Source organism: Dactylosporangium sp. CA-139114 (genome assembly GCF_050955725.1).
Lineage (GTDB): Bacteria > Actinomycetota > Actinomycetes > Mycobacteriales > Micromonosporaceae > Dactylosporangium.
This window is the reverse complement of sequence record NZ_CP192080.1, coordinates 9,103,283-9,130,000: the sequence shown is the minus strand read 5'-3', so window position 1 is coordinate 9,130,000 and position 26,718 is coordinate 9,103,283. Positions and strand designations below refer to the sequence as shown.

At 70.1% G+C, this 26,718-nt stretch carries 16 protein-coding genes and 2 rRNA genes; 10 read left to right on the top strand and 8 right to left on the bottom strand.

What is annotated here, in order from left to right; genetic code table 11:
• The first annotated feature begins 322 nt into the window (after positions 1-322).
• Positions 323-3,430 (top strand): 23S ribosomal RNA (locus ACQP2P_RS40905).
• A gap of 111 nt (positions 3,431-3,541) precedes the next feature.
• Positions 3,542-3,658, top strand: a 5S ribosomal RNA gene (gene rrf / locus ACQP2P_RS40900).
• 270 nt (positions 3,659-3,928) lie between these two features.
• Here the strand turns inward: rrf and ACQP2P_RS40895 are convergent.
• Together ACQP2P_RS40895 and ACQP2P_RS40890 are read right to left on the bottom strand one after the other, a co-directional pair.
• Complete coding sequence (locus tag ACQP2P_RS40895; protein ID WP_433610328.1) at positions 3,929-4,564, bottom strand: hypothetical protein; 636 nt, start codon at positions 4,562-4,564, stop codon at positions 3,929-3,931.
• Positions 4,565-4,707: 143 nt separating this feature from the next.
• Positions 4,708-5,607, bottom strand: a complete 900-nt coding sequence (locus ACQP2P_RS40890; protein ID WP_433610326.1) for a hypothetical protein — start codon at positions 5,605-5,607, stop codon at positions 4,708-4,710.
• A 73-nt stretch (positions 5,608-5,680) separates the two neighbouring features.
• On the opposite strand from ACQP2P_RS40890, the gene ACQP2P_RS40885 reads away from it, so the two are divergent.
• From ACQP2P_RS40885 to ACQP2P_RS40870, 4 genes are read left to right on the top strand one after another with little or no spacing between them, the layout of a single operon-like run.
• Positions 5,681-8,302: a valine--tRNA ligase gene (locus ACQP2P_RS40885; protein ID WP_433610324.1), complete on the top strand. Its 2,622-nt coding sequence runs from the start codon at positions 5,681-5,683 to the stop codon at positions 8,300-8,302.
• A complete protein-coding gene (locus tag ACQP2P_RS40880; RefSeq protein WP_433610322.1) occupies positions 8,299-9,633 on the top strand; it encodes a bifunctional folylpolyglutamate synthase/dihydrofolate synthase in 1,335 nt (444 codons plus the stop codon). Before ACQP2P_RS40885 ends, ACQP2P_RS40880 begins: the two co-directional genes overlap by 4 nt.
• The gene (locus ACQP2P_RS40875) at positions 9,630-9,986 is read left to right on the top strand and encodes a DUF4233 domain-containing protein (RefSeq protein WP_433610320.1); all 357 of its coding nucleotides are present in this window, start codon (positions 9,630-9,632) and stop codon (positions 9,984-9,986) included. The genes ACQP2P_RS40880 and ACQP2P_RS40875 overlap by 4 nt, the downstream gene beginning before the upstream one ends.
• A complete protein-coding gene (locus ACQP2P_RS40870; RefSeq protein ID WP_433610318.1) occupies positions 9,986-10,957 on the top strand; it encodes a helix-turn-helix transcriptional regulator in 972 nt (323 codons plus the stop codon). The genes ACQP2P_RS40875 and ACQP2P_RS40870 overlap by 1 nt, the downstream gene beginning before the upstream one ends.
• 179 nt (positions 10,958-11,136) lie before the next feature.
• On the opposite strand, the gene ACQP2P_RS40865 is transcribed toward ACQP2P_RS40870, so the two are convergent.
• The 4 genes from ACQP2P_RS40865 to ACQP2P_RS40850 all read right to left on the bottom strand — a co-directional run bounded on the left by ACQP2P_RS40865 (position 11,137) and on the right by ACQP2P_RS40850 (position 16,999).
• Complete coding sequence (locus tag ACQP2P_RS40865) at positions 11,137-13,902, bottom strand: VOC family protein (protein ID WP_433610316.1); 2,766 nt, start codon at positions 13,900-13,902, stop codon at positions 11,137-11,139.
• Between the two features lie 734 nt (positions 13,903-14,636).
• Complete coding sequence (locus tag ACQP2P_RS40860) at positions 14,637-15,341, bottom strand: lysophospholipid acyltransferase family protein (RefSeq protein WP_433610314.1); 705 nt, start codon at positions 15,339-15,341, stop codon at positions 14,637-14,639.
• A gap of 192 nt (positions 15,342-15,533) precedes the next feature.
• Entirely contained in the window at positions 15,534-16,370 is an 837-nt protein-coding gene (locus ACQP2P_RS40855; RefSeq protein WP_433610312.1) for an EamA family transporter, read from the bottom strand.
• Positions 16,367-16,999: a B3/B4 domain-containing protein gene (locus tag ACQP2P_RS40850; RefSeq protein ID WP_433610310.1), complete on the bottom strand. Its 633-nt coding sequence runs from the start codon at positions 16,997-16,999 to the stop codon at positions 16,367-16,369. The genes ACQP2P_RS40855 and ACQP2P_RS40850 overlap by 4 nt, the downstream gene beginning before the upstream one ends.
• Before the next feature lie 39 nt (positions 17,000-17,038).
• Between ACQP2P_RS40850 and ACQP2P_RS40845 the strand changes: the two genes are divergently transcribed.
• Entirely contained in the window at positions 17,039-17,632 is a 594-nt protein-coding gene (locus ACQP2P_RS40845; RefSeq protein ID WP_433610308.1) for a helix-turn-helix domain-containing protein, read from the top strand.
• On the opposite strand, the gene ileS is transcribed toward ACQP2P_RS40845, so the two are convergent.
• Positions 17,598-20,729 (bottom strand): isoleucine--tRNA ligase, encoded by a 3,132-nt coding sequence (ileS, locus tag ACQP2P_RS40840; RefSeq protein WP_433610306.1) that lies wholly within the window; start codon positions 20,727-20,729, stop codon positions 17,598-17,600. The genes ACQP2P_RS40845 and ileS overlap by 35 nt on opposite strands.
• A 351-nt stretch (positions 20,730-21,080) precedes the next feature.
• Here ileS and ACQP2P_RS40835 point away from each other — a divergent pair, with 351 nt between their 5' ends.
• The gene (locus ACQP2P_RS40835) at positions 21,081-22,610 is read left to right on the top strand and encodes a chitinase (RefSeq protein WP_433610304.1); all 1,530 of its coding nucleotides are present in this window, start codon (positions 21,081-21,083) and stop codon (positions 22,608-22,610) included.
• Positions 22,611-22,694: 84 nt separating this feature from the next.
• Here the strand turns inward: ACQP2P_RS40835 and ACQP2P_RS40830 are convergent, their stop codons facing one another.
• Positions 22,695-23,561 carry a hypothetical protein gene (locus ACQP2P_RS40830; protein WP_433610302.1) on the bottom strand — a complete coding sequence of 289 codons (867 nt, stop codon included), beginning with the start codon at positions 23,559-23,561 and terminating at the stop codon, positions 22,695-22,697.
• A gap of 66 nt (positions 23,562-23,627) precedes the next feature.
• On the opposite strand from ACQP2P_RS40830, the gene ACQP2P_RS40825 reads away from it, so the two are divergent.
• Both ACQP2P_RS40825 and ACQP2P_RS40820 read left to right on the top strand, forming a co-directional pair.
• Positions 23,628-24,359 carry a beta-phosphoglucomutase family hydrolase gene (locus ACQP2P_RS40825; protein ID WP_433610300.1) on the top strand — a complete coding sequence of 244 codons (732 nt, stop codon included), beginning with the start codon at positions 23,628-23,630 and terminating at the stop codon, positions 24,357-24,359.
• On the top strand, positions 24,356-26,713 hold the full coding sequence (locus ACQP2P_RS40820; protein WP_433610298.1) for a glycoside hydrolase family 65 protein: 2,358 nt from the start codon (positions 24,356-24,358) through the stop codon (positions 26,711-26,713). Before ACQP2P_RS40825 ends, ACQP2P_RS40820 begins: the two co-directional genes overlap by 4 nt.
• Positions 26,714-26,718: the final 5 nt, after the last annotated feature.

Below are 26,718 nucleotides of genomic sequence, written 5' to 3'. Positions count from 1 at the left end.
AGACTGTAAGGAGCCCGCGCCAGCCGAGTGTGCTGGTGGGGTGCTCAATGGCGGAGACACTGGCGACATTCCTGGTTGGCAACGGCCGGCTCGTTAGTACTGCTGCAGTGATGTGGCGTGGAACGCGTGGTTGGTGCGGCGGCTGGGGAGTATAGGCACCCTGTTGGGTCCTGAAACAACCAACGGTTTGTTTCGGACATGGATCCTGGACGGTTCCGAGGACCGCGGTCGTGGGTGGCCGGAGGCTTGGGCTGATACGACGTTCAGGGTTTGGTGTTGGTTGAGAATTGCACAGTGGATGCGAGCATCTTTATTGCTTTGTGGTCAAGTTGCTGAGGGCGTACGGTGGATGCCTTGGCACCAGGAGCCGATGAAGGACGTGGGAGGCCGCGATAGGCCTGGGGGAGCTGTCAACCGAGCTGTGATCCCAGGGTGTCCGAATGGGGGAACCCGGCACCAGTCATGTGGTGTCACTCCTGCCTGAACACATAGGGCAGGTAGAGGGAACGCGGGGAAGTGAAACATCTCAGTACCCGCAGGAAGAGAAAACAATTGTGATTCCGTGAGTAGTGGCGAGCGAAAGCGGATGAGGCTAAACCAGGCATGTGTGATACCCGGCAGGGGTTGCATGTCTGGGGTTGTGGGGCGTGTCTGCACTGGTCTGCCGGCTGGTGGCACAGTCAGAAAATCGTGGGTTAGTCGAAGTCCGCTGGAAAGCGGCACCGTAGACGGTGAGAGTCCGGTAGGCGAAAACTTGCGGTCTGTGTTGGCGTGTTCCCGAGTAGCGGCGGACTCCTGTAATCTGCCGTGAATCTGCCAGGACCACCTGGTAAGCCTAAATACTCCCTGGTGACCGATAGCGGACGAGTACCGTGAGGGAAAGGTGAAAAGTACCCCGGGAGGGGAGTGAAATAGTACCTGAAACCGTGCGCCTACAATCCGTCGGAGCGTCCTGGCTTTATGTCGGGGGTGACGGCGTGCCTTTTGAAGAATGAGCCTGCGAGTTAGTGATACGTGGCGAGGTTAACCCGTGTGGGGGAGCCGTAGCGAAAGCGAGTCTGAATAGGGCGTTCAGTCGCGTGTCCTAGACCCGAAGCGGAGTGATCTAGCCATGGGCAGGCTGAAGCGCGGGTAAGACCGCGTGGAGGGCCGAACCCACCAACGTTGAAAAGTTGGGGGATGATCTGTGGTTAGGGGTGAAAGGCCAATCAAACTCCGTGATAGCTGGTTCTCCCCGAAATGCATTTAGGTGCAGCGTCATGTGTTTCTTGCCGGAGGTAGAGCACTGGATGGCCTAGGGGGCCCACAAGCTTACTGAAGTCAACCAAACTCCGAATGCCGGTAAGTGAGAGCGTGGCAGTGAGACTGCGGGGGATAAGCTTCGTAGTCGAGAGGGAAACAGCCCAGATCACCAGCTAAGGCCCCTAAGCGTGTGCTAAGTGGTAAAGGATGTGGGGTCGCATAGACAACCAGGAGGTTGGCTTAGAAGCAGCCACCCTTGAAAGAGTGCGTAATAGCTCACTGGTCAAGTGGTTCCGCGCCGACAATGTAGCGGGGCTCAAGCACACCGCCGAAGCTGTGGCATTCACACGTGTACCAGGCCTTTGTGGTCCAGGTGTGTGGATGGGTAGGGGAGCGTCGTGTCACCGGTGAAGCGGCGGAGTGATCCAGCCGTGGAGGTGACGCGAGTGAGAATGCAGGCATGAGTAGCGAAAGCAGGGTGAGAAACCCTGCCGCCGGATGACCAAGGGTTCCAGGGCCAGGCTAATCCGCCCTGGGTGAGTCGGGGCCTAAGGCGAGGCCGAGAGGCGTAGTCGATGGACAACGGGTTGATATTCCCGTACCCGCGTAGAAGCGTCCATGCTGAACCTGCTTGTACTAACGTCACAATGGTCTGAACCTTTCGGGGGGATGGCCGGCGTTTCGGAACTCGGGTGGTAGTAGGCAAGCGATGGGGTGACGCAGGAGGGTAGCTGGGCCCGGCCGGTGGTTGTGCCGGGGCAAGCGTGTAGCCCGTGCTGTAGGCAAATCCGCAGCACATGAGGGTGAGGCGTGAAGCGGAGCCGTTTCAGGTGAAGCCAGTGATCCCATGCTGCCGAGAAAAGCCTCTAGCGAGTTTCGAGCGGCCCGTACCCCAAACCGACACAGGTGGTCAGGTAGAGAATACCGAGGCGATCGGGCGAACTGTGGTTAAGGAACTCGGCAAATTGCCCCCGTAACTTCGGGAGAAGGGGGGCCACCGATGGTGAGACCACATGCTGGTGGAGCGGTTGGTGGCCGCAGAGACCAGGGGGAAGCGACTGTTTACTAAAAACACAGGTCCATGCTAAGTCGTAAGACGACGTATATGGACTGACGCCTGCCCGGTGCTGGAACGTTAAGGGGACCTGTTAGTCCTTCGGGGCGAAGCGGAGAACTTAAGCGCCAGTAAACGGCGGTGGTAACTATAACCATCCTAAGGTAGCGAAATTCCTTGTCGGGTAAGTTCCGACCTGCACGAATGGCGTAACGACTTCCCCACTGTCTCAACCACAGGCCCGGCGAAATTGCACTACGAGTAAAGATGCTCGTTACGCGCGGCAGGACGGAAAGACCCCGGGACCTTCACTATAGCTTGACATTGGTACTCGAATTCGATTGTGTAGGATAGGTGGGAGCCTATGAAACCCTCACGCCAGTGGGGGTGGAGGCAAGCTTGAAATACCACTCTGTTGGATTTGGGTATCTAACCTTGGACCGTGAGCCGGTTCAGGGACAGTGTCTGGTGGGTAGTTTAACTGGGGCGGTTGCCTCCTAAAATGTAACGGAGGCGCCCAAAGGTTCCCTCAGCCTGGTTGGCAATCAGGTGTTGAGTGCAAGTGCACAAGGGGGCTTGACTGTGAGACTGACAGGTCGAGCAGGGACGAAAGTCGGGACTAGTGATCCGGCACTGGCAGGTGGAAGCGGTGTCGCTCAACGGATAAAAGGTACCCCGGGGATAACAGGCTGATCTTCCCCAAGAGTCCATATCGACGGGATGGTTTGGCACCTCGATGTCGGCTCGTCGCATCCTGGGGCTGGAGTAGGTCCCAAGGGTTGGGCTGTTCGCCCATTAAAGCGGTACGCGAGCTGGGTTTAGAACGTCGTGAGACAGTTCGGTCCCTATCCGCCGCGCGCGTAGGATACTTGAGAAGGGCTGTCCCTAGTACGAGAGGACCGGGACGGACGAACCTCTGGTGTGCCAGTTGTTCTGCCAAGAGCACGGCTGGTTGGCTACGTTCGGAAGGGATAACCGCTGAAAGCATCTAAGCGGGAAGCTCGCTTCGAGATGAGGTATCCCACCCCTTGAGGGTTAAGGCCCCCAGCGAGACCACTGGGTTGATAGGCCGGAAGTGGAAGCCTGGTAACAGGTTTGAGCTGACCGGTACTAATAGGCCGAGGACTTGACCTACAACATCAAGCTGTAAAGACTTGCATCCACTGTGTGATTCTGAACCAACACCGGACGCACCCCAATGGCGGGAGACCGTCTGGGTGTGCGGGGTTGACAGGTTCATAGTGTTACGGCGGCCATAGCGGAGGGGAAACGCCCGGTCCCATTCCGAACCCGGAAGCTAAGCCCTCCAGCGCCGATGGTACTGCACCCGAGAGAGTGTGGGAGAGTAGGACGCCGCCGGACTAACGTTCCTTCAGGGGCCCACCGATCATGGTGGGCCCCTGAAGCGTTTCCTGGACACGACACCAATGTGTTGAGCCGGCCCCGCTGACGCGAGGCCGGCTTTTTGCGTTGGTGCGGCACCCGGCCGAGCAGCGCGGCAAAGCACCGCGGTGCTCCGCCGTGGGTGCGGGGTTCGAGCAGGCGCTTGGCCGAGTTGGGCGATGGGACCGTTTGGCGAACAGGGGCGCGCCCAGGCGAGCCGAGGGCATCCGGCACGAAACAGCGCGACGATCAGCTGCGGTGCTCCACGGCGGTGCGGAGCTCGAGCAGGGACTTGGCGGAGTCGGCGACGGGACTGTTGGAGAACAGAGCCACGCCCAGCGAGCCGTTGTCCGCCCAGCCGCACACCGTCAGATCCGAGTCGTCCACCTTCGTCGTGCCGCAGCGCACGGTGCCGCCCAGGGGGCCGGCGTCGACGTCCTTGGTGTCGCGCACGCCGCCCTTGTCGTCGGCCAGCATGTCGAAGGCGGTCTTCAGGGTGTCCTCGGGCTTCCAGATGCGCGCGGTGCCGGCCACGAGGATCGCGTCCGTCTTGCCGTCGCGGTAGATGAGCCCGACGCTGTCGTCGAGGCTCACCTTGGAGGCGATGGCGTCGCGGATGTACTCGCTGGTCTGCTGGGCGCCGTCGCTCTTGTCGAGCGTGAAGGCGCCGACCTTCTCCGGGGATTTGATCTCGGTGTCGCTCTGGCCCAGCACGCGGAAGAAGGTGGGGCCGTAGAAGATCCCCGAGACCAGCAGGGCCGCGGCCGCGACCGAGCCGGTGATGATCGCGATGCGCTTGAGGGGCACTCGGCTCGCCGGGGCCTCGGGGGCGTCGTCGTCGTCTTCGTAGTACAGACCGGCGGGACCGCCGTCGGGGTCGACCATCGGCGCACTGTAGCAACTCAGGCTCGACGGGCGTGGCCGAGTAGCGGCCCGGCAGCACACGCCGGAAGCGGGCGGAGACGCGACAGGGGCGCGTGGAGCGCCCCTGTCGTCGAGGATGCCGGCGTCGAAACGGCTGCGACAGCTCAGCTGCGGGTCTGGACCGCCTCGCGGATGGCGACGAAGCGGGTCGACGCGCCGCTGATGTCCTGGCCCATGAAGACCACCAGGCCCACGCTGCCGTGGTCGGCCCACACGCACATGCTCATCTTCAGGCTCTCCGAGCCCGAGCCGATGTTGTACTGGCTGCTGCCGCACTTCACCGTGCCGCCCAGCTGGCCCGCGGGGTACTCGGTCGGCGGGGTCACCGTCGTGAAGCCGCTGCTCGTGCCGAAGCCCTTGAACGCGGCGTCGACCTCCGAGCCCGGGGAGAAGAACGTGCCGGTCGCGGCGACGAGGATGACCACGTTCGTCGGGTCGTCGTCCTTGGCCGCGGAGTAGACCCCGGTCTCGATCTCGTCGATGTTGTCGATGCTGCCGCGCAGGTCGGACTCCATGCTCGACTTGAGTGCGTCCGACTGCTGGGTCTCCTGCTTGGTGAGGCCGCCCGGGAGCGTCGGCGGGGCGGTCACGTGCGCGCCGGAGTCGCGGTAGATCGGGTACAGGGCGATGCACGCGATCAGGCCGCAGACCAGGAACACGCCGCCGACGACGCCGAGGGTGATTTTCAGCCCCTTGCCCTTGCGGGGCGCCGGTGGGGGCGCGGGCGCGAAACCGGGGCCGGGCTGCTGGTACGCCGGCGGGTAGGCCGGCGCGGGCGGCTGCTGGTAGGGCGGCTGCTGACCATGCGGCTGGCCCGAGACCGCGTAGCCGGGGGCGGACACCGGATACTGCTGCTGCTGCGGTGGCTGCTGCTGCGGCGGCGGATACGGGCCCGGGTTGTTCACCGGCGGGGTGGTGCCGTACTCCGGAGCGAGGTCATACGAGATGGGCCGGAACGGCTCGGAGCGCGGCTCGTCATCCGGGTTCTGCGGCGGGTAGGTCACCGTCGATCAGTCTCCTGAGTGTAGGGGCAATGGCGAGCGTAGACCCCCTGCGCGACAGTTCTAGACTTTGCGTGTGACGGATACTCCACGCACGGGGCAAGCAACCCCGGAGCTCTCGGCTCAGTATGCCCCTGGCGAGGTCGAGCAGCGGCGGTATGAGCAATGGGTAGCCGACGGTCTGTTCAAGGCGGACGCGGGTAGCGACAAGCCGCCGTTCTCGATCGTGCTCCCGCCGCCGAACGTCACCGGCTCCCTGCACATCGGGCACGCGCTCGACCACTCGGTCCAGGACGCGCTGACGCGGCGCAAGCGGATGCAGGGGTACGAGACGCTCTGGCTGCCCGGCATGGACCACGCCGGCATCGCCACCCAGAACGTGGTGGAGCGGCAGCTGGCCGCCGACGGGCAGTCCCGGCACGACCTGGGCCGCGAGGCGTTCGTCGAGCGAGTGTGGCAGTGGAAGCAGGAGTCCGGCGGCAAGATCCTGGGGCAGATGACGCGGCTCGGGGACTCCGTGGACTGGAGCCGCGAGCGGTTCACCATGGACGCGGGCCTGTCGCGGGCCGTGCTGACGATCTTCAAGCGGCTCTTCGACGACGGGCTCATCTACCGGGCCGAGCGCATCATCAACTGGTGCCCGCGGTGCCTGACCGCGCTGAGTGACATCGAGGTCGAGCACTCCGACGACGACGGCGAGCTCGTGTCGATCCGCTACGGCGAGGGCGAGAACGCGATCGTCGTGGCGACCACGCGCGCCGAGACGATGCTCGGTGACACGGCGGTGGCGGTGCACCCGGACGACGAGCGGTACCAGCACCTGGTCGGCACCGAGGTCGAGCTGCCGCTGACCGGGCGGCGGATTCCGATCGTCGCGGACGCGCACGTCGACCCGGCGTTCGGCACCGGCGCGGTCAAGGTGACCCCGGCGCACGACCCGAACGACTTCGAGATCGGCCAGCGCCACGACCTGCCGAGCCTCACGATCATGGACGAGCACGGCGTCATCACGGTGCACGGGCCGTTCCTGGGTCTGGACCGGTTCGAGGCGCGGCCGGCGGTCGTCGCGGCGCTGCGCGCGGAGGGCCGGATCGTCGCGGAGAAGCGGCCGTACGTCCACGCGGTCGGGCACTGCTCGCGCTGCAACACGACGGTCGAGCCGCGGCTGTCGCTGCAGTGGTTCGTGCGCACCGAGCCGCTGGCCCGGGCCGCGGGCGACGCGGTGCGCGACGGGCGGGTGCGGGTCGAGCCGCCGGAGCTCACGAAGCGGTACTTCGGCTGGGTCGACAACATGCACGACTGGTGCATCTCGCGGCAGCTGTGGTGGGGGCACCGGATTCCGGTGTGGTACGGCCCGAACGGCGAGGTCGTGTGCGTGGGCCCGGACGACGAGGTGCCGGCCGGCGACGGCTGGACCCAGGACGCCGACGTGCTCGACACGTGGTTCAGCTCGGCGCTGTGGCCGTTCTCGACGCTCGGCTGGCCCGACGAGACCCCGGACCTCGCGAAGTTCTATCCGACCAGCGTGCTCGTCACGGGGTACGACATCCTGTTCTTCTGGGTCGCCCGGATGATGATGTTCGGTCTGTACGCGATGGACGGGCGGCAGCCGTTCGACGTCGTGATGCTGCACGGGATGGTCCGCGACCAGTACGGCAAGAAGATGTCGAAGTCCTTCGGCAACGTCGTCGACCCGCTGGACTGGATCGAGCGCTTCGGCGCCGACGCGACCCGCTTCACGCTGCTGCGCGGGGCGAACCCGGGCGCGGACGTGCCGGTGAGTGAGGAGTGGGTGCAGGGTGCCCGCAACTTCGCCAACAAGCTGTGGAACGCGACGCGCTACGGGCTGGCCAACGGCGCCACCGTCGAGGGCGAGCTGCCCACGGAGGACCTGAGCACCGTCGACCGCTGGATCCTGTCCCGGCTGCAGCACGTGATCGGCGAGGTCGACCAGCAGTTCGAGGCGTTCGAGCTGGCGAAGGTGTGCGACACGCTGTACCACTTCGCCTGGGACGACGTCTGCGACTGGTATCTGGAGCTGACCAAGCCGGTGCTGACCGGCGACGACGAGACGGCCAAGGCGCGCACCCGCCGGGTGCTGGGGCACGTGCTGGAGAGCCTGCAGCGGCTCCTGCACCCGATCATGCCGTTCGTGACCGAGGAGCTGTGGACGACGCTCACCGGCCGGCCGACCGTGGTCCGCGCCGAGTGGCCGACGCCGGACAAGGAGCTCGCCGACGACTCGGCCGAGCGCGAGGTCGAGAACCTGCAGCGGGTCGTCACCGAGGTGCGCCGGTTCCGCGCCGACCAGGGCGTGAAGCCGGCGCAGCGGGTGGTGGCGCGGCTCGAGGGGCTGGACGCGGCCGGGCTGGCCGCGCACGAGGGGCTGATCCGGTCCCTGGCCCGGCTCGACGCGTCCGGCGGGGACTTCGCGGCGACGGCGAAGCTGGCCGTCGGCGTGGGGGTCACCGTGGAGCTCGACACCCGGGGCGCGATCGACGTCGCGGCCGAGCGGGCCCGGCTCACGAAGGACCACGCGGCGGCGGAGAAGGAGGCGGCGCAGTGCCGGGCGAAGCTCGGCAACCCGGCCTTCACCGGCAAGGCGCCGGAGGCGGTGGTGGCCAAGATCCGGGAGCGGCTGGAGACCGCCGAGGCCGATCTCACGCGCATCTCCGCGCAGCTGGACGCGTTGCAATGACCCGGTTCACGGAGGTCGACCAGGAGCTGAACGCCCGCGGGTTCACCCGCATGGTGTTCGACCTGTCACGCATCGAGGGGCTGCTCGACTCGCTCGGCAGCCCCCAGCGGGCGTACCCGGCGATCCACCTGACCGGCACGAACGGCAAGACGTCGACGGCCCGGATGATCGACTCGCTGCTGCGGGCGCACGGGCTGCGGACGGGGCGGTACACGAGCCCGCACCTGCAGAGCATCACCGAGCGGATCAGCATCGAGGGCGAGCCGATCAGCGAGGAGAGGTTCGTCGAGGTGTACGAGGAGGTGGCGCCGCTGGCCGAGTACCTCGACGCCACCGCAGCGGCTGAGTCTGGTGCCCCGTTGACGTACTTCGACATGACCACGGCGATGGCGTTCGCGGCGTTCGCCGACGCGCCGGTCGACGTGGCCGTGGTCGAGGTCGGCCTCGGCGGCGCGGACGACTCGACGAACGTGCTGCAGGCCCAGACCACGGTGATCACGCCGATCGGCCTCGACCACACCGAGTGGCTCGGGGACACGATCGAGGAGATCGCCTGGGCCAAGGCCGGGATCGTGCACAAGGGCTCGAAGCTCATCTGCGCGCTGCAGCCCGAGGAGGCGATGCGGCCGATCCTGGAGCGCTGCGCCGAGGTCGGGGCGACCGTGGCCCGGGAGGGCCGCGAGTTCGGGGTGGTCAACCGCGATCTCGCCGTCGGCGGGCAGGTGCTCACGCTGCAGGGGCTCTCCGGGGTGTACGAGGGGATCTTCCTGCCCTTGCACGGCGAGCACCAGGCGCAGAACGCGGCCGTCGCGCTGGCGGCGGTCGAGGCGTTCCTGGGTGCGGGCGCCGAGCGGGCGCTCAACGCCGAGTCGGTCCGCGACGGGTTCGCCGGGGTCACCTCGCCCGGCCGGCTGGAGCGGGTGCGCAACTCGCCGCCGATCCTGCTCGACGCGGCCCACAACGCGCACGGCATGCAGGCCACGGTCCGGGCGCTGACCGAGGAGTTCGCGTTCAGCGGGCTCGTCGCGGTCGTCGCGGCCCTCGCCGACAAGGACGTCGAGGGCATGCTGGAGCTGCTGGAGCCGATCACCGAGAGCATCGTGGTGACCCGCAACAGCTCGCCCCGCGGGATGCCGGTCGCCCAGCTGGCGCAGATCGCCGAGGAGCTCTACGGCGGGGACCGGGTGCGGGTCGTGCCGGAGCTGCCGGACGCGATCGACGCGGCCGTCACGCTCGCCGAGAGCGACAACGCCGTGCCCGGCACCGTCGGGATCCTCGTCACCGGCTCGGTCGTGACCGTGGCCGACGCGCGCGGGCTGCTGAAGCGATGAGCTCGCCCGCCGGACTGAAGAATCCGGGCGCGGCCGTGCGGGGCGTCGGGGCCGCGGGCCTCGCCGTCGAGGGTGTCGTACTGCTGCTGGCCCTGCTCCCGCTGGCGAAGCTCGGCCACGGGCACACCACCGGGGCGATCTGGGTGTGTGCGGGGCTCGCGGTCGTGTGCTTCCTGCTGTGCGGGTTCATGAAGCGCCCGTGGGCGTGGATCGCCGGGCTGCTCGTGCAGGTCGTGCTGCTCGCGGGCGGGTTCCTGCACTGGTCGCTGCTCGCGCTCGGGCTCGTCTTCGGGCCGGCCTGGCTGTACGCGCTGTACGTGCGCCGATCCGTCTACGCCAACAAGCCCGACTGATGCGCGCGAGCCGGCTCCTGTCGACGCTGCTGCTGTTGCAGACCCGGGGCCGGCTGACCGCGCAGCAGATCGCGGACGAGCTCGAGGTGTCGGTGCGCACGGTGTACCGCGATATCGAGGCCCTGTCCGCGTCGGGCGTGCCGGTGTACGCCGACCGTGGTCCGGCGGGCGGGTTCGCGCTGCTGGACGGGTACCGAACCAGTCTCACGGGCCTGACCAGCGATGAGGCGGCGGCGCTCTTCCTCGCCGGCAGCGGGGCGACGGCCGGGGATCTCGGGCTCGGGCCGATGCTCGACGCGGCGCGGCTGAAGCTGCTGGCGGCCCTGCCGGCCGAGCAGCGCACGATGGCCGGGCGCGTGCAGCAGCGCGTCCACGTCGACGCCCCGGGCTGGTTCCGCGATCCGGAGGCGCCGCCGCACCTCGACACGGTCGCGACGGCCGTCTGGGAGCAGCGCCAGATCCGGATGTCGTACCAGAAGTGGGACGGCGTTTCCGTGTCGCGCCTGGTCTCGCCGCTGGGGCTCGTGCTGAAGGGCACCGCGTGGTACGTGGTCGCGCTCGGCCGCTCGCGCACGAACGCCTACCGGGTCTCGCGGATCCTGTCGCTCGAGCTGACCGACGAGCGCTTCACGCGCCCGGCCGACTTCGATCTTCGCCGGTACTGGCTGGAGTTCTCCGACCGCCTGCAGTCGACGCTCTATGCCGGGGGGTCGGCCACGGTACGGCTGTCGCCTCGGGCGGTTTCGCTGTGGTTCCTGCTCGGGCCGGTCGCGGGGCGGGCGCTGCGCGAGTCGGCCGTGGAGGCGGGGGACGGCTGGGTGCAGGTGGACGTGCCGATCGAGTCGCTGGAGCACGCGCGGATCGCCTTCGCGCGGTTCGGGCCGGACCTGGAGGTGGTGTCGCCGCCCGAACTGCGCTCGCTCATGATCGCCGACGCGGCCGCGCTGGTGCGGCTCTACTCAGCGTCGTAGCGCTCTCGCGCATGCTGCTTCTGGCGCGTTCTGTCCAGCGGCGTAGCTGCCGGCGTGCTCTGGTCAGCGTCAAAGCTGCGGCCCGTTCTGCTCAGCGGCGTAGCTGCCCAGCCTGCTCTGCTCAGCGGCGTAGCTGCCGGCGTGCTCTGCTCAGCGGTGTAGCTGCCAGCCTGCGCTGCTCAGCGGCGTAGCTCCCAGCGCGTCAGGGCGATCGCGTGGCCGTCCGGGTCGCGGAAGGTCGCCGAGCACAGTTCCAGCTGCTCGCCCTGCGGCACCGTGCGCGGGCGGTGGACGAAGTCGACGCCCTGTTCGCGGAGGCGTTCGTAGGCGTCGTACACGTCCGGCACGTCGAGGTTCAGGTGCACCACGCGGCGGTCGACGGGCGGCATGTCGGCGACGCGGCGCAGCACGACCCGCGCGGTGCCGGTCTCGAGCACGGCACTGGTCTCGCCGCTGTCGAGCTCGGTCAGGCCGAGGGTGTCGCGGTAGAAGCGGCGGGAGCGCTGCAGGTCGGACACGATGAGCGTGATGCTGACACCGTTGACACCGTCGAGGGGCGTGGCCTGCTGGCGGCGCGGGCCGGCGGCGAGGAACTCGGCCACGGCGCCCTCGCTGAGCGGCTGCTCCTCGAGCGCGTCGGCGTCATCGCCGTCCTCGTCGGCCCGGTTGCTGTGGGTGCTGTGGTTGCTTCCGTTGCCGTCGTCGTCCGCCGGGAGGTAGTGCTCCGACGCATACGGATCCGGGGACACCGGCTCCTCGTCGCCGTCCTCGTCGGCCGGGGAGCGGAGGAGGGGTGGGGCGCCGTAGAGGCCCTTGCCGTTGACCGACCATGCGGAGCCGGTGCGCTCCTCGTGGGCTCCTGCTTCGGAGCCGGCTTCGGGTTCGGAGCCCGCTTCGGGTCGGGGGTCGATTTCGGGTTGGGAGCCGGCTTCGAGTTGGGGTTCGGCCAGCTCGCCTTCGATGACGGGTGGCTCGGTGTGCGTGCCGCGGGTCGGGGGGAGTTCGGACTCGCGGTCGGGGTAGTACGCGGCGGCGGGGCGCGGCTCGTCCGCGCTCGTCCACCACTCGATCTCGGCGCCGGCCTTGGGGTCGGCCTGCGGGGCGGGGACCATCGAGCCGGACTCCGGGATGGTGTAGACCCCCGGCTCCGCCTGCGAGTGCTCGGTCGCGGACGTCGCCTCAGCCTCGGCGTCGACGGTTTCGCCCCGGACGCTCTCAGCCCGGACGTTCTCAGCCTGGACGTTCTCAGCCTGGACGTTCTCAGCGTGGAGGTTCTCGGCGTGGATGTTCTCGGCCCAGAGCGGTCCGGTCCGCGAGCCCAGGGCCGGCTGGGGCCCGGCCTGCGGGTCCGTGATCGCGGTGGTCGGCTCGTCCTGTGCGTCCGTGGTTGCGGTCGTCGGCTCGGCGTGTGCGTCCGTGGTCGCCGGGATCGGCTCGGCTTGCGTGTCCGTGGTTGCGGTCGTCGGCTCGGCGTGTGCGTCCGTGGTCGCCGGGATCGGCTCGGCTTGCGTGTCCGTGGTCGCCGGGATCGGCTCGGCCTGCGGGTCAGTGATCGCGGGGATCGGCTCGGCCTGCGTCGCCGCGGGGGCTTCGGGGAGTGCGGGGGGTTCCGGGGTGACCGGGCGGGTGCGTCCCGGGCGGCTGCGGCGGACCCGGTCGTGCGCGCCCGAGCGCGGGTGCGGGCTCGGGCGGCGGTGCTGGCTGCCGCCGGGGCGCGGGGTGGAGCGGAGCCGCATGATGATCGGCTCGTCCTCCTCGCCGATGATCGTCGGGCGGGTCTCGGTCGGCTCCGGCCAGGACTCCGCCGCGGCGGACTCCTCGACCTTCTCTCGCTCGGCCTTCGGGCCGGTCTCCGGCTCGGTCTCCGGCTCGGTCTTGGGCTCGGTCTTCGGCTCCGCGGCGCTGGCCTCGGGTTCGGCGGCGGCCGGCTCCGCTTGGACGATCGGCGCGGTCGCGGCCGGCTCCGCTTCGACGACTGGCGCTGCGGCGGTCGGCTCCGCTTCGACGATCGGCGCTCCGGCGGCCTGCTGCGCTTCGACGACTGGCGCTGCGGCGGCCGGCTCTGCTCCGAGGACTGGCGCTGCGGCGGTCGGCTCTGCCTCGACGACTGGCGCGGCGGCGGTCGGCTCCGCGCGGGTGGCCGCTTCCGCGTCGGCGATCGGCTCGGGTTCGGTCGCGGTCGGGGCGGCGCCCATCGGCTCATCGGTGCGGTGGGCCGGATTGCTGCCGCCGGCGGCGTGGCGGGGCTTGCTCTGGCGGGTCGGGAAGCCGAAGTAGCCGCGCAGCGACGGGCGGCCGGTCGCCGCGTCCGGGATCTGCTCGCCGCCGCCCGGGTCGGGCGGGGCGACCGTCGCCACCCGCGCGTCGGCGGTCTCGGCCTTGACCGGGGGGAGGTCGGTCAGCGTGGCCGAGTTGTCCGGCGGGAGGTAGGTGGACGGGCGCCGGTAGGGCTCGTCGGGGTCGTAGATGTCCTGGCGGGCCTTGTCCAGCTGGGTGTTCAGGGCGGCGTAGTCGTGTTCGAGGTCGTCGGCGGGGCGGCGCTGCTCGGCGAGGACGACCTCCTGGTGCGTCTGGACGCGTTCCCACAGCACCGTGAACTTGCGCGGGGTGCCCTTGAGCACCTGCACGGGCAGGGTCGCGCCGCGCTCCGGCCACTTCTCGATCGGGATGGCGGGGTCGGTGCCGGTGACCGTCACGCCCCGAATGCCCGTCGCGGTGATGGTGAGCTTCAGCCGGCCGCGAGCCGAGCGCCCCTCCTGGGTCGGACGGGCCGTGATCTCCTCGACGATGGCGGTGCCCTGGACGTACAGGCGGACCTTGTTGCGATTGTTGACGAAAGCGATCATCACCGGACCGGCCAGGGCCACGATCACGCCGAGCGCGATGACGAGCGGGCTCGACATGCCCAGGCCGCAGAAGGCCAGGAACCCGCCGATCACCACCATCAACAGGATGACCAGGTTCCGGCTGTCGTTCGATGACGCACGGTTGCTGGACGGCAAGTCGACCTCCCCAGACGACTGACACCAGGCTATGCCTGATCATTACCGAAACGGAAGTCTCCGGCACGCTGGCGGGGCCGGGCACAATCCGGGTATTTCTGCGCCGTCGGTGGGCGGAAGCCGACAACATTTGCCGAGGTCGATCGTATGAAATCGGCGCGGAGCGATTTCCGGCAACCCTTCGATTCAGGCCGACGATGGCCGCACCGGCCCGCCGCGAGCGCCGCCCCGACTGTGGCCCGGTCCGTGTCCCCGGTGCCGGCGGTGACCGGGCCGCCGCCGACACGCCGTGCCGCATCCGGTGGCGCCCGACCGCTTACTTGGCGCCGTGCTCGTCGGCCGCGGTCGTCGCGCGGCTTGCCGGCCGTCGCTGCCGTGCGCGGCCCGTTGCTACCGCGCGGCGGCTGATCGTGTGCCCCCGCGCGGCTTGTCGGCCGTCGCTGCCGTGCGTGGCCCGTTGCTACCGCGCGGCCGGCTGGTCGCGTGTCCCCGCGCGGCTTGCCGGCCAGCGTTGCCGTGCGCGGCCCGTTGCTAGCGCGCGGCGGCTGATCGCGTGCCCCGAGCCACCGGCGCCGGGAAACGGTCCAGGAGTGGGCTAGATTCCCGAATACCCCGTCAGGCGAAAAATGCGGATATGTCGTGGCGCGCAGCGCCCGACATATCCAGCAAACCCCACCTCAGGCGTCCGGCTCCGCGGCGGCGATCTGGTCGGGGCGCTTCGGCGCGTACCGCCCCACATACTCCTGCCCGGTCAGCTGCTGAATCGCGTTCATGAGCTTCAAGGTGACCTCCCGCAGCGCGCGGCTGTCCACCTCGCCGCCGCCCTGCCACTGGCTCAGGTCGAGCGGCTCGCCGATGCGCACCTCGACCTTCGGGCCGAGCTTGGGCAGCCGGGCGCCGACCGGCATGACCTGGTCGAAGCCCATCAGGCCGACCGGGATGATCGGCGCCGGCGCGTCCAGGGCCAGCTTGGCCACGCCGGGGCGGCCGCGGTACAGGCGGCCGTCGGTCGAGCGCGTGCCCTCCGGGAAGATGCCGAGCACGTGGCCGGCGCGCAGGACCGGCAGGGCGGCGTCGAGGGCCAGGAGGCTGGCGCGGCCGCCGGAGCGGTCGACCGGGATCTGGTTCAGGCCGTACATGATGTGGCGCAGGGCGGCGCCCTTGAGGCCGGGGCCGCGGAAGTACTGGTCCTTGGCGAGGAAGTACACGTTGCGCGGGGCGATGGCGCCCATCATCACCGAGTCGAGCACCGACTGGTGGTTGCTGGCGAGGATCGCCGGGCCGGTCTTCGGCACGTTGTCGAGGCCGATGATGGTGGGGTGCCAGAGCACCCGGACCGTTGGTGCCACGGTCATCTTGCCGACCGCATAAAGCGCGGACAAATGCCCTCCACCAGGCTCAACTCGACGCTGCCGCACACTCTAACGGCAGGTCGCGGCAATGGCAGCCAGGCGGGTCACATGGTGGGCAAGACCACCCGGCGCGGGTGAGACCCTGTTCTGCCCGAGTCACCCGGGACAACACCGGCCCTGGCCGCGGCACCTGGGCGATCGAGCCGCCGGGCGCCCGAGGGTCTATGAGGCGACGAGGACCAGGGCGGTCGCGGCCAGGCCGAGGCCCGCGAGCTGGACGGGGCGCAGGCGCTCGCGGTCGACGAGCATGGCCAGCAGGATGGTCGAGACCGGGTACAGGGCGGCGATGGGCGCGATGATGCTCAGGTCGCCGCGGGTCACGGCGAGGACGTACAGCGCGTTGGCGCTCATGTCGAGCACCCCGGCGCTCACCAGCCAGCGCCGCGACGAGGGGTCCGGCCGCAGGCCGTCGCGGCGCAGGCGGAGCAGGGCGAACGGGGCGCCGAGCGCGATGGCGGCGACCTGGGCGCCCGCGATCGGCCACAGGCCCGCGTCGTCGCCGGCCCTCGACAGGCACGTGAAGAACAGGCCGAACGCGGCGCCGGAGAGCAGGGCCAGGCCGACGAGCCGGCCGGTGACCGGGCCTTCGCGGCCGCCCGCGGCGCTCACCAGGCCGATCGCGGCGATCGCGCAGGCTGCGCCGGCCAGGGCCAGGGTGCCGGGGCGCTCGCCCGCGGCCAGACCGAACGCTACCGGGATCAGGGCCGTGGTCACCGCGCTGACGGGGGCGACGATCGCCATCGCGCCGCCGGCCAGCGCGCGGTAGAAGACGAACATGCCGAGCACGCCGAGGACGCCCGCGGCCGCGCCCCAGCCGATGGCCCGGGCGTGCGGGACGCCGGGAATGAGCACGAGGTAGAGGGCGAGCGCGGGGAGGCTGACGGCCTTCGAGAGCACCACGACCAGCAGGGAGTCGGCGCGCTGGCTGGCCTTGCCGCCGGAGAAGTCGCCGACGCCCCAGACCAGGCCGGACAGGGCGGCGAGCACGATGCCGATCATGCGAGCCGCTCGATGGTCGCCGACCGCGCGTCCAGCAGGGAGATCAGCTGCTCGGCCGCCGGTCGCAGGTCGATGTCGAGGCCTTCCAGGAGGAACACGGCCGAGGTCGTCGCCTCGGTCAGGGCGGTGCGGCGACCCTGGCGCCAGTTCCAGCGGCGGCAGGTCACGCCGATGTCGTCGCGCCAGATGACCTCACCGGGTTTCGGGGGCTCGTCGGCCGCGGCTCCGTCGAAGGGCTCGTCGCCGGCCGCGCGGACCAGGCGCTCGGTTCCCACGAGGGCCGCGCGGTCCTCGCCGCCGATGGGCACGGCGAAGCGGATGCTGACGGCGTTGTACGCGTCGACGATCCGGTTCACCGAGGGCACGTCGCCCTTGGCCGCCCGCTTGCGCAACGCCTCCGCGGAGCACGGGGTGCGCTGGGGCTTGGCGCCGAACCCGCGGTACACGTCCCGCCACGCCTCCAGGTGGGGGTGTGGCGCGCTCAGGTCGCCCGCGGCCGCGACGGCGTCGTGCAGCAGTGCGGGGTCGCCCGGGCCGTTGCGCAGCCCGTCGGCGAGGACCGCGAGCACGGTAGCCTCGTGCCCCACGGCACGGCACAGGTCGAGCACGTCATCGGCAATGGCGAACATGCCGCTAGTCGTACCACAATAATGACCGTGAAGGAAAATATGTTGACCGACCGCGAGCGGGACGCCCAGCTGGCGATCGCGCGTCAGGTGAAGGGTCTCCGGCAGGGCAGACGCTGGTCCCTGGACGAGCTCGCGAGCCGCTCGGGCGTGAGCAAGGGCATGCTCGTGCAGATCGAGGGCGCCCGCACGAACCCGAGCATCGGCACCCTGTGCCGGGTCGCGGAGTCGTTCGGGGTGAGCATCGGGCGGCTGCTGGAGGCCGAGCCCGAGCCGGTCGTGAAGATCGTCGGGGCCGAGGAGCCCGCGGTGCTGTGGCGCGGCCCGGACGGCGGCACCGGGCGGCTGCTGCGCGGCGTCAACGATCCCGCGTTCGTCGAGGTCTGGGACTGGCGGATGGCGCCGGGGGAGGAGCACGACTCCGGCGACCACACCCCGCGCACCCGGGAGATCATCCACGTCCACGCCGGCGAGCTCGAGACGGAGATCGGCGGGGCGGCCTACCGGGTGACGGCGGGGGAGACCATCGACTTCCAGGCCGACCGCCCCCACCGGTACCGCAGCAGCGGCACGGTGGAGGCGGTCCTCACGATGGTCGTCGTCATGCCCCAGGGAGAGCACGACCGACGGGCGTGACGGTCACCTTGACGGCCTCGCCCTCGCCGACCTCGCCCGCGAAGCCGTCGATGAGCGTGCCCAGCGACACCGAGTTGGCCAGCGTCTCGCCGGCCACGAACGAGTCGTGCGCGGCCAGGGCGGACGCCACCGACTCGGGGCCGTCGACCACGACCACGATCCGGTCCGACACGTTGAGGTCGGCGTCGCGGCGGGCCTGCTGGATGACCCGGACGAGGTCGCGGGCCACGCCCTCGGCCGACAGCTGCGGCGTGACGGTGCTGTCGAGCACGACCACGCCCTCGCCGCCGGGCAGCGGCGCGGACTGGGTCGGGTCGGCGGCGACGAGCTTGAGGTCGTACTCGCCCTCGCTCAGCTCCACCCCGCCCGCCGTCACGACCCCGCCGGCCTGGCTCCAGTCGCCGGCCTTGACCGCCTTGATCACCTGCTGGACCTGGCCGCCGAGGCGCGGGCCGAGCACCCGCGGCACCAGCGTCAGCACCGGCGTGCAGTGCGCGGCCACGTCCGCGGTGAACTCGACCGTCTTCACGTTGACCTCGTCGGCGACGAGCGCGGCGAACGGGCGCAGCGCCTCGGCGTCCGGCGTGGCCACGGTCAGCGTCGACAGCGGCAGCCGCACCCGCAGCCCGCGGGCCTTGCGCAGCGACAGCGCGGCCGAGCACACCTCGCGCACCGCGTCCATCTCGGCCACGAGCCCGTGGTCGGCCGGGAAGTCCTCCGCGGCCGGCCAGTCCGTCAGGTGCACCGAACGCTCGCCCGTCAGCCCGCGGAAGATCTCCTCCGCGGTCAGCGGGGCGAGCGGCGCGACGACCTGGGCCAGCGTGGTGAGCACCGTGAACAGCGTGTCGAACGCGTCGTGGTCGCCGGACCAGAAGCGGTCCCGGGACCGGCGCACGTACCAGTTGGTGAGCGCGTCGAGGTAGGCGCGCACGGTGCCGCAGGCGCCGGAGATGTCGTACGCGTCCAGCTGCCGCCCCACCGTGGCCACCAGCTCGCCGGTCTTGGCCAGCACGTAGCGGTCGAGCAGGTCGGCGCTGTCGGTCCGGCGCCGCGCGGTGTACCCGTCCGCGTTGGCGTACAGGGAGAAGAAGTAGTACACGTTCCACAGCGGCAGCAGCACGTGGCGGACCGCGTCGCGGATGCCCGGCTCCGTCACCGGCATGTCCCCGCCGCGCAGCACCGGCGAGGAGACGAGGAACCAGCGCATGGCGTCGGAGCCGTACTCGTCGAACACCCGGTACACGTCCGGGTAGTTGCGCAGGCTCTTGGACATCTTGCGCCCGTCCTCGCCGAGCAGGATGCCGTGGGACACGCAGTTGCGGAACGCGGGCCGGTCGAACAGCGCCGTGGCCAGCACGTGCATGGTGTAGAACCAGCCGCGGGTCTGGCCGATGTACTCCACGATGAAGTCGCCGGGGTAGTGGTGCTCGAACCAGTCGCTGTTCTCGAACGGGTAGTGCACCTGGGCGAAGGGCATCGAGCCGGACTCGAACCAGCAGTCCAGCACCTCGGGCACGCGGCGCATGACGGACTGCCCGGTCGGGTCGTCCGGGTTGGGCCGGGTCAGGTTGTCGATCTCGGGCCGGTGCAGGTCGGACGGGCGCACGCCGAAGTCGCGCTCGAGCTCGTCCAGCGAGCCGTACACGTCCACGCGCGGGTACTGCGGGTCGTCGGACTTCCACACCGGGATCGGCGAGCCCCAGAACCGGTTGCGGCTGATCGACCAGTCGCGGGCGTTGGCCAGCCACTTGCCGAACGAGCCCTCCTTGATGTGCTCGGGCGTCCAGGTGATCTGCTGGTTGAGCTCCACCATCCGGTCGCGGAACGCGGTGACCTGCACGAACCAGGACGAGACGGCCTTGTAGACCAGCGGGGTGTCGCAGCGCCAGCAGTGCGGATAGGAGTGCGTGTAGCTGTCGTGGCGCACGACGACGCCGGCCGCCTTGAGGTCGCGGATCACCGGCTTGTTGGCCTCGAAGACCTGCAGGCCCTGGTAGTCCGGGACCAGCGAGGTGAACCGGGTGTGCTCGTCGACGGTGACGACGGTCGGGATGCCCACCGAGGCGCACGCGTTCTGGTCGTCCTCGCCGAAGGCCGGGGCCATGTGCACGACGCCGGTGCCGTCCTCGGTGGTGACGAAGTCGGCCCCGATCACCTGGAACGCGTTCGGGGTGTCCGCGAGGAAGCCGAAGAGGGGGGTGTACCGGCGGCCGACGAGCTCGGCCCCGGAGACCGACCCGACCCGGGTGGCGCCGGCCAGCTCCTTCTCGTAGGCGCCGAGGCGGGACTCGGCCAGGATGTACCGCTGCCCGTCCTCCTCGAAGAGGGCGTACTCGATCTCGGGCCCGACCGCGATGGCCAGGTTGGAGGGCAGCGTCCACGGGGTCGTCGTCCAGACCAGGATCTTCTCGCCGGTCTCCAGCGTGAAGGCCACGGTCAGCGCGGGGTCCTGCCGGTCGCGGTAGACGTCCTCGTCCATGCGCAGCTCGGTGTTGGACAGCGGCGTCTCGCAGCGCCAGCAGTAGGCCAGCACCCGGAAGCCCTCGTAGACCAGGCCCTTGTCGTGCAGGGTCTTGAAGGCCCACATGACGCTCTCCATGTAGGGCAGGTCGAGCGTCTTGTAGTCGTTGGTGAAGTCGACCCAGCGGGCCTGGCGGGTGACGTACCGCTCCCACTCGCCGGTGTAGCGCAGCACGGACTCCTTGGTGGCCGCGTTGAACTTGTCCACGCCGAGCTGGAGGATCTCGGCCTTCGTGGTGATCCCGAGCTGCTTCTCGGCCTCGACCTCGGCGGGCATGCCGTGGCAGTCCCAGCCGAAGCGGCGCTCGACGCGGAAGCCCTTCATGGACTTGTACCGCGGGACGACGTCCTTCGCGTAGCCGGTCAGCAGGTGCCCGTAGTGGGGCAGGCCGTTGGCGAACGGGGGCCCGTCGTAGAACACGAACTCGTTCGAGCCGTTGTCGCCCGCGGGGCGCTGGTCCACCGAGGCCTGGAACGTCTCGTCCCCGGACCAGTAGTCCAGGACCTCGCGTTCGACTTCGGGGAGGTTCGGGCTCGCGGGGACGCCGGTGCCCGTGCGGTGCATCGGGTAGGCCATCGGTGGTCGCTCTCCTCGCGTGGTCGGTGTCGCATCCACGCGGGGACGAACCCTCGGGTCCGCGGTACCACCCCGCTTGCCGCCGGGGTCGTGCGTTCGGCGGCCGCTCGTTGGCCGGCTGTAACGGGCCGGTGCCCGTCCGGTTCTACTGGGCCGCCGGGCGGCCGTTCTTCCGGAGGCTCGCCGGTGATGGCCGGGTCAAAGCCTGTACACCGAGGATAGCGCGCCGCGGAATCGGGTATTCGAGGGTGCCTTAGCAAATAGTAAAGAAACCTTGACATTAAATTCCGGTGCGTGGAACGTGGAGGAACACGTCGACGCCCATCGACGTCACCCCCACCTGGAGTGCCCATGCGTCCACGCCATGTCACCCTGCTCGCAGGGGCCGGCGCGGCGGTCCTGACCCTCGCCGGGGTCCTGATCGCGTTGCCCGCCTCCGCCGCCGAGCTGCTCACCAACCCCGGCTTCGAGTCCGGTTCCGCCTCCGGCTGGACCTGCGAGTCCGCGGCGGTCACGTCCGGGGCCGCGCACTCGGGCTCCTACAAGCTCGCCGGCACGCCCGGTGGCACGACCGCGCAGTGCTCGCAGACGATCTCGGTCCAGCCGAACACGAAGTACACCCTGTCGGGCTGGGTCAACGGCTCCTACGTCTTTATCGGCGTGACCGGCGGGGTCGACGCCAGCACCTGGACCCCGGGCACCAACGGCTACCAGCAGCTGTCGGTCGCCTTCACCACGGGCGCGAGCCAGACCACGGCGAGCGTCTACGTGCACGGCTGGTACGGCCAGCCCGCCTACACCGCCGACGACTTCTCGGTGAACGGCCCCGGCGGCAACCCGACCACGGCCGGCCCGACGACGGCGTCCCCGTCGAAGTCGCCCTCGGCCTCGGCCTCGCCGTCGAAGCCGCCCTCGAGCTCGCCGTCGGCCTCGAAGTCGCCGAGCAGCTCGCCGTCGACGTCGCCGACCACCCCGGCCGGGTCGCTGCCCAAGCACTTCCTGACCGGGTACTGGCAGAACTTCGTCAACCCGGCGACGCCGCTGCGGCTGCGGGACGTGCCCGGCGAGTACGACCTCATCGACGTGGCGTTCGCGGAGGCCGGCTCGCAGCCCGGCTCGCTCACGTACGCGGCCGACTCCGGCCTGTCCAGCGCGCTCGGCGGCTACTCCGACGCGGACCAGAAGGCGGACATCGCGACCCTGCACTCGCGGGGCAAGAAGGTCATCCTCTCCGTCGGCGGCGAGACCGGCCGGGTCAGCGTCGGCGACTCGGCGTCGGCCACGAACTTCGCCAACACCGCCTACGCGCTGATGCAGCAGTACGGCTTCGACGGCATCGACATCGACCTCGAGAACGGGCTGAACCCGACCTACATGGCGCAGGCCCTGCGCGCCCTGCGGGCCAAGGCCGGCGCGAACCTCATCATCACGATGGCGCCGCAGACGATCGACATGCAGTCCACGGGCAGCAGCTACTTCGCCCTCGCCCTGTCGATCAAGGACATCCTGACCGTCGTCTACACGCAGTACTACAACTCCGGCAGCATGCTCGGCTGCGACCAGATGCAGGCGTACTCGCAGGGCACGGTCAACTTCATCACCGCTCTCGCGTGCATCCAGCTGGAGAACGGCCTGCGCCCCGACCAGGTGGCCCTGGGCCTGCCGGCGGGCACGGGCGCGGCCGGCGGCGGCGTGGTCTCCCCGTCCGTGGTCAACCAGGCCCTCGACTGCCTCGCGGTCGGCACCAACTGCGGAACTTTCAAGCCGCCGCACACCTACCCGGGCATCCGCGGCGCGATGACCTGGTCGATCAACTGGGACGTGAAGAACGGCAACGGCTTCGCGAAGACGGTGAAGCCGCACCTGGCGACACTGCCCTAGGACTTTCCTCCACCAACAGGGCAGCCTCGGGGGATCGGGTGTTCCCAGCGCCCGTTCCCCCGAGGCTGTTCCAGTTGTCGCGGGCTAGTTGTCGCGGGTGACGATCGCGGCGCGGATGCTCTGCATCGAGCGGGAGGCCTCGTCGACGGTCTTGCCGGCGAAGACCGCGATCGCGATCACCCCGTGGTCGGCCCAGCCGCACACGGTGGCCGAACGGCCGTCGAGGCGGGACGCGGCGCAGCGCTGCTCGCCGCCCAGCACCCCGGGGTCGACCTCGCGCACGTTCTGCACCTGGATCTTCGTGCCCAGCTTGCGCAGGCTGGCGTCGAGGTCGCGCGACGGGTTCGTGATGAACCGGGTGGCCCCGAACACGAGGATCTTCGCCCTGCCGTCGGTCGTGTCCTGGTACGCCACCGTGAACCCGGACTCGTCCAGGTGGTCGGAGGTCAGCGCGGTCTGCAGCTGCTCGGCCGTCTTCTTCGTGCCCGCGTCGTCGAGCCGGGTCAGCCCCGCCACGCCCGCGTCGACGTTCACCGAGGCCGGATACTGCACCCACCACGGCCGTGCCCACGCGTAGGAGCCGCCGCAGCAGCCCGCGCACAGCACGAGCAGGAACAGCATCACCCACGGCCACTTGCGACGGCGGCGGCGCCACTGCGGCGGGGGCGGGAACGGGCCGGGACGGTAGCCGGGCGGCAACGGGCCGTAACCGGGCGGGACCACGGGGACGTAGCGGATCTCGGGGGGCCGTTGCCGGGCGGGCGCGGCCGGGAGGTCCAGGGTCCGCGGCACGGGCGGCACCTGCCGGGTCTCCGGCTGGGCCGGGAGGTCGAGCGTGTCCTCCCACTGGCGGCGCCGGCGGGACCCGTCCGACGGCACGGAGGCGGAACCGACCCACGTGGGGGAGGCCGGCTGCCGCTGGGTCGGCGACTCGTCCGGCGGTTGTGTCACATCTGGAAGGCTAGCGACCCCGCGCACGCCGCGCAGAGTTCGCTGTTCGGGGTTAACGTCGGGATCGTGCTGGGTCTACCGGATCATGTGACCGCGTGCCTGTTCGATCTTGACGGTGTACTGACCCCGACGGCGGTCGTGCACAACAAGGCCTGGACCGCGACCTTCAACGAGTTTCTCGAGGCCAGGGGCCTGCGGGAGTTCGACCCGGTCCACGACTACAACGACTATGTGGACGGCAAGCCCCGCGAGGCCGGCGTCCGCGACTTCCTGACGTCCCGGGGCATCTCGCTGCCCGAGGGCACCCCCGACGACCCGCCGGATGCCCAGACCGTGAACGGTCTGGGCAACCGCAAGAACGAGCTGCTGCTGAAGCTGCTCGAGCAGGGCGGGCTGCAGCCGTATCCGTCCTCGGTGACCTACCTCGAGCGCGCGCGGGCGGCCGGGCTGCGCCGGGCGGTCGTGAGCTCCAGCGCCAACACGCTGCAGGTCATCACGTCGACGGGGCTGGCGCCGATGCTGCAGGCCCGGGTCGACGGGGTGGCGATCCGCGAGCGCGGGCTCAGGGGCAAGCCGGCCCCGGACACGTTCCTGGAGGCGGCGCGCGAGCTGGGCGTCGAGCCCGCCCGGGCCGCCGTGTTCGAGGACGCCCTCGCGGGAGTCGCGGCCGGCCGGGCCGGCGGGTTCTTCGTGGTGGGCATCGACCGGGTCGGCGGCGAGCACGGCGAGGACCTGCGCCGCAGCGGTGCCGACGTGGTCGTGCGAGACCTGGCCGAGCTGTTGGGGGAGCAGGCATGAGCGCCTTCCCGGTCGAGCCCTGGGCCTTGCGCGAGACCAGCCTCGACATCGACGCGCTGGGCCAGACCGAGTCGCTGTTCTCCCTGGCCAACGGCCACATCGGCCTGCGCGGCAACCTGGACGAGGGCGAGCCCTACGGCCTGCCCGGCACCTACCTGAACTCGTTCTTCGAGGAGCGCCCGCTGCCCTACGCCGAGGCCGGGTACGGCTTCCCGGAGGAGGGCCAGACGATCCTCAACGTCACCAACGGCAAGGTCTTCCGGCTGCTGGTCGACGACGAGCCGTTCGACGTGCGGTACGGGCGGCTGCACAGCCATGAGCGGGTGCTCGACCTGCGCGCCGGCACCCTGACGCGCGACGTCGACTGGTCCTCGCCGGCCGACCAGCGGATCAAGGTGCGCACGGTCCGGCTGGTCTCGCTGGAGCAGCGCTCGGTCGCCGCGTTCCTCTACGAGGTCGAGCCGGTCGACGCGCCGGCCCGGGTGATCGTGCAGTCCGAGCTGGTGGCCAACGAGGACGTGCCGCCGCCGAGCAAGGACCCCCGGGTCGCCGCCGCGCTCGGGCACGCGCTGGTCGCCGAGGGGCAGTACGCCCGCGACCTCAACGCCCAGCTGCTGCACCGCACCAACGCCAGCCGCCTGCGCCTCGGCGCCGAGATGGACCACGAGGTCGAGGCGCCCGTGCCGGTGCGCACCCAGACCGAGACCGTCGACGACTGGGCCCGCACCACGTTCGCCTGCGAGCTGCGGCCCGGCCAGCGGCTGCGGATCGTGAAGTACCTCGCCTACGGCTGGTCCAGCCAGCGCTCCCGGCAGGCGATCCGCGACCAGGTGCACGGCGCCGTGGCCGGGGCCAAGCTCGGCGGCTGGGACGGGCTGGCCAAGGCCCAGCGGACCTACCTGGACCAGTTCTGGGCCCGGGCCGACGTGGAGATCGACGGCGATGCCGAGATCCAGCAGGCGGTCCGCTTCGCGCTGTTCCACCTCATGCAGGCCGGGGCGCGCGCCGAGGCCCGCCCGATCGCGGCCAAGGGGCTCACCGGGCGCGGCTACGACGGGCACGTCTTCTGGGACACCGAGAGCTTCGTGCTGCCGGTGCTGACGTACACCCACCCCCAGGTCGCCCGCGACGGGCTGCGCTGGCGCCACGACACGCTCGACCTGGCCCGCGACCGGGCCCGGCAGCTCGGGCACAAGGGCGCCGCCTTCCCGTGGCGGACCATCCGCGGCCAGGAGTGCTCGGCCTACTGGCCGGCCGGGACCGCCGGGTTCCACGTCAACGCCGACATCGCCGCGGCCGTGGTGCGCTACGTGCAGGCGACCGGCGACACCCGCTTCGAGGCCGACCTGGGGCTGGAGCTGCTGGTCGAGACCGCCCGGCTGTGGCGCTCGCTCGGCCACCACGACCGCCACGGCGTGTTCCACATCGACGGGGTGACCGGGCCGGACGAGTACTCGGCGATCGCCGACGACAACATCTACACGAACCTCATGGCGCAGCTGAACCTGCGCTCGGCGGCCGACGCGGCGGAGCGGCACCCGCAGAAGGCCCGCGAGCTCGGGGTCGACGACGAGGAGATCTCCTCGTGGCGCGACTCGGCGGAGAAGGTGCACCTGCCCTTCGACCACGAGCTCGGCGTGCACCAGCAGTCCGTGAACTTCACCCTGCACCAGGAGTGGGACTTCGCCAACACGCCGCCCGAGCACTATCCGCTGCTGCTGCACTACCCGTACTTCGACCTGTACCGCCGCCAGGTGGTCAAGCAGGCCGACCTCGTGCTGGCGATGCACTGGCGCGGCGACGCGTTCACGCCGGAGGAGAAGGCCCGCAACTTCTACTACTACGACGAGCGCACGGTGCGTGACTCCTCGCTGTCGGCGTGCACCCAGGCGGTCATTGCGGCCGAGGTCGGGCACACCGAGCTCGCCTACGACTACCTGGGCGAGGCGGCCTTCGTCGACCTCTATGACCTGCAGCACAACGCGGGCGACGGCCTGCACATGGCCTCGCTGGCGGGCACCTGGCTCGCGATCGTGGCCGGCTTCGGCGGCATGCGCGACTACGGCGGGGAGTTGTCGTTCCTGCCCCGGCTGCCCGCGCGGTTGGAGCGGCTCAAGTTCGCGCTCACCATCCGCGACGACGTGCTGCGGGTGGAGGTCGAGCACGGGCGGGCGACCTACTCCGTGGACCGGGGCGAGGTCGCGCTGCGCCACCATGGCGAACGGGTGTCGGTGAAGGCGGGCGAGCCCATCACGCTGCCCATTCCCGCCCCGCACCCCGCCACGCCGGCCCCGAGGCAGCCCCGCGGGCGCGAACCCCACCGGCGGCAGCGAGAGGAACAGGTTCCCGGGTAGGTACT